Origin of the sequence: Xenophilus sp., from assembly GCF_044462705.1 — a bacterium.
Taxonomy (GTDB): domain Bacteria; phylum Pseudomonadota; class Gammaproteobacteria; order Burkholderiales; family Burkholderiaceae_C; genus Xenophilus; species Xenophilus azovorans.
In genome coordinates this window covers 1-7,003 of the sequence record NZ_JBIQNC010000232.1, presented here as the reverse complement: position 1 = coordinate 7,003, position 7,003 = coordinate 1, and the positions used below count along the sequence as shown (strand labels likewise).

The following is a 7,003-nucleotide window of genomic DNA, read 5'->3' as shown; positions in this document are numbered from 1 at the left end:
TCACAGCGCCCGCGCGATCACCTCCTTCATGATCTCGCTGGTGCCGCCGTAGATGCGCTGCACGCGCGCGTCGGCATACATGCGCGTGACCATGTACTCGTTCATGAAGCCGTAGCCGCCGTGCAGCTGCACCAGCTCGTCGAGCACGCGGCCCTGCGCCTCGGAGCCCCACAGCTTGGCCATGGAGGCGGTGGCGGTGTCGAGCGTGCCGGCCACGATCTGCTCCACGCAGCGGTCGATGAAGGCGCGGCCGACCATGATCTGCGTCGCCACCTCGGCCAGCTTGAACTTCGTGTTCTGCATCTCGGCGATGGGCCGGCCGAAGGCCTTGCGTTCGCGCACGTAGGCCAGCGTGGCCCCGTAGGCGCCCTCCATGCAGGCGACGGCCGCCAGGCCGATGATCAGCCGCTCGTAGGGCAGGTCACTCATGAGCTGGAAGAAGCCCTGCCCCTCCTGCCCGCCGAGCAGGTTGGCCGCCGGCACGCGCACGCCGTCGAAGAAGAGTTCGGAGGTGTCCTGCGCCTTCATGCCCATCTTGTCGAGCACGCGGCCGACCTTGAAGCCCTCGCGGTCCTTCGTCTCGACGATGAGGATGGAGGTGCCACGCGCACCCTGCGACGGGTCGGTCTTGCACACCACCAGGATCACACCGGCGAGGTAGCCGTTGGTGATGAAGGTCTTGCTGCCGTCGATGACGTAGCCGTCGCCGTCGCGCACGGCCCGCGTGCGGATGCCCTGCAGGTCGGAGCCGGCGCCGGGCTCGGTCATGGCGATGGCGCCGACCAGCTCGCCGCGCGCCATCGCCGGCAGGTAGCGGCGCTTCTGCGCCTCGGTGCCGTGGTTGAGAAAGTAGTGCGCGACGATGGAATGCACCGAGTTGCTCATGCCGGTGAGGCCGCGGCGCGCCATCTCCTCGTGGATCACGGCCTCGTGGCGGAAGTCGCCTCCGCCGCCGCCGTAAGCCTCCGGGATGTCGGTGCACAGCAGGCCCAGCTCGCCTGCGCGGCGCCACAGGGCGTGGCCCACGTGGCCGCGCTTTCGGGCCTCCTCGTCCTGCGGCTGCATCTCGGACTCGATGAAGCGCACGGCGGTGTCGCGCAGCGCGTCCAGCTCCTCGTTGCGCCAGGAACGCTCGAACTGGAATGGCATGGTGGTCCTTGTCGTGAAGTTCAGGCGCCGGGCCGGCGGGGCGGACGCCCTCAGGCCGTGGGCAGCACGTGGTCGCGGTACTGCTCGCGCAGCTTCGTCTTGAGCAGCTTGCCGGTGGCGGTGTGCGGCAGCTCCTTGACGAAGACCACGTCGTCCGGCAGCCACCATTTGGCGATGCGGGTGGCGAGGAAGTCGAGCACCGACTGCCTGTCGACCGCCTGCCCCTCGCGCGGCACGACGATCAGCAGCGGCCGCTCCTGCCACGTGGGATGGGCGACGCCGATGATGGCCGCCTCCGCCACGCCGGGATGGCCCATGGCGGCGTTCTCCACGTCGATGGAGGAGATCCACTCGCCGCCGGACTTGATGACGTCCTTGGCCCGGTCCACCAACTGCAGGAAGCCGTCGGCGTCGATGGTGGCCACGTCGCCGGTGCTGAAGAATCCTTCCTCGTCGATGGGCGAGCCGCCCTCGCCCTGGAAAGCGCCGGGCCGCCCCAAGCTTTCCAGGCCCCCTCGGGGGGCGGCGAAGGCAACGCCTCCGCCTGGGGGCTCTTTGAAGTAGCCACTCGCGATCCACGGCCCGCGCACGCGCAGGTGGCCGCGCGATTCGCCGTCCCAGGGCTGCACCTGGCCCGCATCGTCCACCAGCTTGAGGTCCACGCCCCACACGCCGCGGCCCTGCTTGAGCTTGACCTTGACCAGCTCCTCCTCGGGCAGGTCGTCGTGCCTGGCCAGCAGCTTGCTGATGACGCCGATGGGGCTGGTCTCCGTCATGCCCCAGCCCTGCGTCACCTCGACGCCGAAACCGCGCTCGAAGCGCTCCAGCATTGCCCGCGGGACCGCCGCGCCGCCGATGCCCACGCGCCGGAGGCTCAGCGCGCGCGGGTCGATCCCGGGGTTCGCGTCCAGGTACTGGAACAGCATCAGCCACACGGTGGGCACGCCCTGCGAGAAGGTGACGCGCTCGTCGCGCATCAGCTCGTACACGCTTCGGCCGTCCAGGTGCGGGCCCGGCAGCACCAGCCTGGCGCCCACCATCGCCGCCGCGTAGGGCGCACCCCAGGCGTTGGCGTGGAACATGGGCACGATCAGCATCAGCGTCTCGCGCGAGCCGATGCCGAAGGTGTCGGGCGCCAGCTCCATCAGCGTGTGCAGCAGCGTGGAGCGGTGCGAGTACAGCACGCCCTTGGGGTTGCCGGTGGTGCCCGAGGTGTAGCAAAGGGACGAGGCGGTGCGCTCGTCGAACTCGGGCCAGGCGAAATCGCCGCCCTGCGCGCCGACCAGCTCGTCCCAGCAGCGCAGGTCGGGCACGTCGATCTGCGGCATGTGCTCGCGCGAGGTCATGCACACGCAGGTCTTCACGCTGCCGAGCTGCGGCGCGAGCTTTTCCACCAGCGGCGCGAAGGTCACGTCGAAGAACAGCACCTTGTCTTCCGCGTGGTTGGCGATGTACGCGATCTGCTCAGGGAACAGGCGCGGGTTGATGGTGTGCAGCACCGCGCCGCTGCCGGAGACGCCGAAGTACAGCGCCAGGTGGCGCCAACTGTTCCAGGCCAGCGTGCCGACCCGCTCGCCGGGCTGCACGCCCAGCGCCGCCAGCGCGTGCGCCACCTGGCACGCAGCGCGGCGGATGCCGGCCCAGTCGGTGCGGTGCGTGCCGCCCTCGGGCAGCCGCGAGACGATCTCGGTGCGCGGATGGAAGCGCGCCGCATGCTCGACCAGCGACGAGATCATCAGCGGGCGGTCCTGCATCAGGCCGAACAGGGTCATGCGGTGCTCCTTGGGTGGGCGTGAGGGTTCAGCCGCGGCCGGGGAAGACCGGCGCGCGCCGCTCGCCGAAGGCGCGCACGCCCTCGAGGAAGTCCGGCCCGCCAACCAGCGCGCGCTGGCGCTCGGACTCGTAGTGCAACTGCTCGGCCAGCGTGCGCGAGGCCGCCGCGTCGAGCGCGCGACGCGCCTCCAGCACGGCGTGCGCCGGCAGCCGCGCCAGCCGGCCGGCCAGGGCCAGCGCCTGCTCGCGCAGGGCGGCGTCGGGCGCCTGGGCCCAGGCCAGGCCCCAGGCCACGGCCTGCGCGGCGGAGATGCGCTCGTCCAGCAGCGCGGCACCCAGCGCGCGGGCGCGGCCGGCGCGGCGCTCCAGGAACCAGGTGGAGCCGAGGTCGGGCACGATGCCCAGCCGCGGCAGGAAGGGGAAGTAGAGGTACGCGCTCTCGGCCATCAGCGTGAAGTCGCCGGCCAGCGCGAGGCCGGCGCCGGCGCCCGCCGCGGCGCCGTTGACGGCGCACACCACCGGCACGGGCAGCGCCTGCAGGTCGAGGACCAGCCGGTTGGACAGCCGCTGCATGGTGTCGGCCGTGCGCTCGCCGATGCTGCGCGCGTCACCGGGCTCGCCGGCCTCGGCGATGGAAGACAGGTCGGCACCGACGCAGAAGCCCCGGCCCTCGCCGGTGAGCACCAGGGCGCGCACGGCCGTGTCCTGCGCGGCCTCGGCCAGCCGGGCGCGCAACTGCTCCTGCAGCGGGATGCCGAGGGGATTGAGCCGCGCCGCGTCGCACAGCGAGAGCACGGCCACCTCGCCGTGCCGCTCCAGGCGCGCCAGATCGCCAGCCACGTCCGGCATGGCGCTCAGAGCCTCTCGACGATGGTGACGTTGGCCATGCCGCCGCCCTCGCACATGGTCTGCAGCCCGTAGCGGCCGCCGCGCGCATGCAGGGCATGGACCAGCGTGGTCATCAGCTTGGTGCCGGAGGCGCCCAGCGGGTGGCCCAGCGCGATGGCGCCGCCGTGGACGTTGAGCTTCGCCGGATCGGCGCCCGTCGCCTGCAGCCAGGCCAGCGGCACGGGCGCGAAGGCCTCGTTGACCTCGAACAGGTCGATGTCGTCGATGCGCATGCCGGCCTTCTTCAGCGCCGCCTGCGTGGCGGGGATCGGCGCCTCCAGCATGATCACCGGGTCGTGGCCCAGCATCGTCATGTGGTGGATGCGCGCCAGCGGCTTCGCGCCCAGCGCCTTCAGGCCGCGCTCGCTCACCACCATCACGCCGGTGGCGCCGTCGGCGATCTGGCTGGCGGTGGCCGCCGTGCAGCGGCCGCCCTCCTGGATCGGCTTGACGCCGGCGATGCCCTCCAGCGTGGCGTTGAAGCGGATGCCCTCGTCCACCGTGTGCGGCCGGCCCTCGTCCTCGGCGCCGCCGTCGGCGCTGCGCACGGCCACGGGCAGGATCTCCCGGGCGAAGCGGCCTTCCTGCGTGGCGGCGGCGGCGCGGCGGTGGCTCTCCAGCGCGTAGGCGTCGAGCCGGTCCTTGGTGAGCTCGTACTTCTTCGCCATCATCTCGGCGCCCATGAACTGGCTGAACTCGACGCCGGGATAGCGCTGCTGCATCGCCGGGCTCATGTAGAAGCCCATGCCGGCCTTGCGCGGCATCTCGCTGGTGCTGAACATGGGCACGCGGCTCATGCTCTCGACGCCGGCGGCGATCACCACGTCCATGCTGCCGCTCATCACCGCCTGCGCGGCGAAGTGCAGCGCCTGCTGCGAGGAGCCGCACTGCCGGTCGACCGAGGTGCCGGGCACCGACTCGGGCAGCGAGGAGGCCAGCACCGCGTTGCGCGCGACGTTGATGCCCTGCTCGGCGGTCTGGCTGACGCAGCCCATGATCACGTCCTCGACCAGCGCCGGGTCGGCGCCGGCGCGGCGCACCAGCTCGTCGATGACCTGGGCCGCCAGGTCCACCGGGTGCCAGCCCGAGAGCTTGCCGCCGCGCCGGCCGGCGGCCGTGCGCGTGGCGGCGACGATGAAGGCTTCTGCCATGGAGGTCTCCTGTCGTTCGTTCGCTGGATGATCATGGGCCCGCGCAGCCCCCACCATAGGCACAAGCCCCGCTTGCCGCCTCGTCCGAAGCGCCGAAAGGCGCAGCGCGCCGGAGCGTCAGCGCCGCAGCAGCGCCTGCCGCAGCAGCCGCGAGGCGCGGTCGCGGATGCGGCCCGGCATGCCGCGGTGCGGCCGCTGCGGCTGCACGCGCGCGGTGGCGCAGGCCCACAGGAAGTCGTGCAGGATCGGCGTGTCGTTGATGGTGTCGGTGCTGCCGTACTTGTGGAACTCCGGGTGCCACTGCGTCGCGGCGATGTAGCTCGCGCCCTGGTCCGGCCGGCGGCGGATCGCCTCCGGGATGCGGTCCGGCAGGCTCCACGCCTCCACCTCGAAGCCCGGCGCCAGGCCCTTGATGCCCTGGTGGTGGATGCTGTTGACGCGCGCGGTACCCACCTCGGGGTACAGCTTCGCCAGCCGCGTGCCGGGCACGATCTCGATGGCGTGGAAGTTCTGGTCGTAGGCCACCGGGTCGCGGTGGCGCAGCGTCTCGGGGTGGCCGTGCTGCGCCTCGATGTCCTGGTAGAGCGTGCCGCCGAAGGCCACGTTGATGAGCTGCAGCCCGCGGCACACGCCGAAGACGGGCTTGCCCGCCTGCGCGAAGGCCTCCACCAGCGCCAGGTCGTACAGGTCGCGGATGCGGTCGCCGATCCAGGCGTCCTTGAGCGGCTCCTCGCCGTAGCTGCCGGGCCAGACGTCGGCGCCACCGTGCATGACGACGCCGTCCAGCCACTCGGCATAGTGGGCCAGGGTGGTGTCGCCGCGCGCGGTGTCGCCGGTCGGGCAGGGCACCATCACCACCATCGCGCCGGCCGACATCAGCCAGTGGCAGATCGACTGCTCCACGTACTGCAGCGTCTTGTTGGTGAACAGGGAGCGATCCGGGTCGGCGTGCGAGAAGCAGGCCGAAAGGCCGATCTTGAGGCGGGCGGCGGCAGGCAGGGGCATGCTTGGATAGGTTCCGGCAGCGCCGCCGGAGTTCATCGGCGCATTGTGCGCGCCGCCCCGGCGCCAGGCGTGTCGGCCGGCCACCCGAACCGCGGACGCCGTGACATCTGCCACGGCAAGGATCGTGCCAGCACGGTATAATTATCCGGTTTCGCTTCCCGCACGACGACTGCGTCGTCTCCCTCACCCGCCGGCCTGCAGCGCCGGGCCTTCCGGCTCCAGCCTGCACCTTGCACACTTTGCATCTGGCGGTTCTCCAGTGGAACGCGCTCCGCCACATGCCTGCCGGCCGCCTGCCGTGGCCGGCCCCCGTCGTTGTCCGCTGCAGCGAATGAATTCTCTGAAAGGACACAGTACATGGCTAAGGAAGAACTCATCGAGATGCAGGGCGCCGTCACCGAAGTGCTGCCCGACTCGCGCTACCGCGTGACGCTGGAGAACGGCCACGAGGTCATCGCCTACAGCGGCGGCAAGGTGCGCAAGAACCACATCCGCATCATCCTGGGCGACAAGGTGTCGCTGGAGATGTCGCCCTACGACCTGACCAAGGGCCGCATCACCTTCCGCCACCTGGAGCGCCGCGGACCGGCGCCGAGCGGCGCACGCTGAAACAGCGCACACGCCGACACCACGAAGGGGCCTCGCAAGAGGCCCCTTTTTTCGTTGCGCGGCCCCGGCCGGCGAACATGCCGCGTCTTCGCGCAAGGCGCCGCCGCATCGGCATGCAGGACAACGCCCCGACCTGCGCCGGAGGGCGCCGCGCACGCGCCGCCGGTGGCATGCTGCGCATTGGCCCTCCCCCGGCCGCCGGGCATGGGCGGGCCCGCACAGGGGGAGAGCAACTGACACAACACCAACACTGTCCGGAGGTACATCCATGATCAAGATCGGTATCGTCGACGACCACGCCGTGGTGCGCGCAGGGCTGCGCGATTTCTTCGCCACCCATGTGGACCTGCGCGTGGAGGGCGAGGCCGCCTCGGGCCGCGAGGCCATCGACCTGGTGCGCAGCACCGAACTCGACGTGCTGGTGATGG

General features: G+C 71.3%; 7 protein-coding genes. 2 read left to right on the top strand and 5 right to left on the bottom strand.

Annotated elements, in window-relative coordinates; genetic code table 11:
- The 5 genes from ACIY1X_RS23145 to ACIY1X_RS23125 all read right to left on the bottom strand — a co-directional run bounded on the left by ACIY1X_RS23145 (position 1) and on the right by ACIY1X_RS23125 (position 5,966).
- Positions 1 to 1,149: an acyl-CoA dehydrogenase family protein gene (locus tag ACIY1X_RS23145; RefSeq protein WP_399685173.1), complete on the bottom strand. Its 1,149-nt coding sequence runs from the start codon at positions 1,147 to 1,149 to the stop codon at positions 1 to 3.
- Between the two features lie 50 nt (positions 1,150 to 1,199).
- Positions 1,200 to 2,921 (bottom strand): AMP-binding protein, encoded by a 1,722-nt coding sequence (locus ACIY1X_RS23140; protein WP_399685170.1) that lies wholly within the window; start codon positions 2,919 to 2,921, stop codon positions 1,200 to 1,202.
- 28 nt (positions 2,922 to 2,949) lie between these two features.
- Positions 2,950 to 3,771, bottom strand: coding sequence for an enoyl-CoA hydratase-related protein (locus ACIY1X_RS23135; protein ID WP_399685167.1), 822 nt, complete (start codon positions 3,769 to 3,771; stop codon positions 2,950 to 2,952).
- Positions 3,772 to 3,776: 5 nt separating this feature from the next.
- The gene (locus ACIY1X_RS23130) at positions 3,777 to 4,961 is read right to left on the bottom strand and encodes an acetyl-CoA C-acetyltransferase (RefSeq protein ID WP_399685164.1); all 1,185 of its coding nucleotides are present in this window, start codon (positions 4,959 to 4,961) and stop codon (positions 3,777 to 3,779) included.
- A 117-nt stretch (positions 4,962 to 5,078) separates the two neighbouring features.
- On the bottom strand, positions 5,079 to 5,966 hold the full coding sequence (locus ACIY1X_RS23125; RefSeq protein WP_399685161.1) for a gamma-glutamyl-gamma-aminobutyrate hydrolase family protein: 888 nt from the start codon (positions 5,964 to 5,966) through the stop codon (positions 5,079 to 5,081).
- Positions 5,967 to 6,323: 357 nt separating this feature from the next.
- On the opposite strand from ACIY1X_RS23125, the gene infA reads away from it, so the two are divergent.
- Both infA and ACIY1X_RS23115 read left to right on the top strand, forming a co-directional pair.
- Positions 6,324 to 6,575 (top strand): translation initiation factor IF-1, encoded by a 252-nt coding sequence (gene infA, locus ACIY1X_RS23120; protein ID WP_038206511.1) that lies wholly within the window; start codon positions 6,324 to 6,326, stop codon positions 6,573 to 6,575.
- 268 nt (positions 6,576 to 6,843) lie between these two features.
- A partial coding sequence (locus tag ACIY1X_RS23115; RefSeq protein WP_399685176.1) for a response regulator transcription factor occupies positions 6,844 to 7,003 on the top strand: 160 nt, incomplete at its 3' end.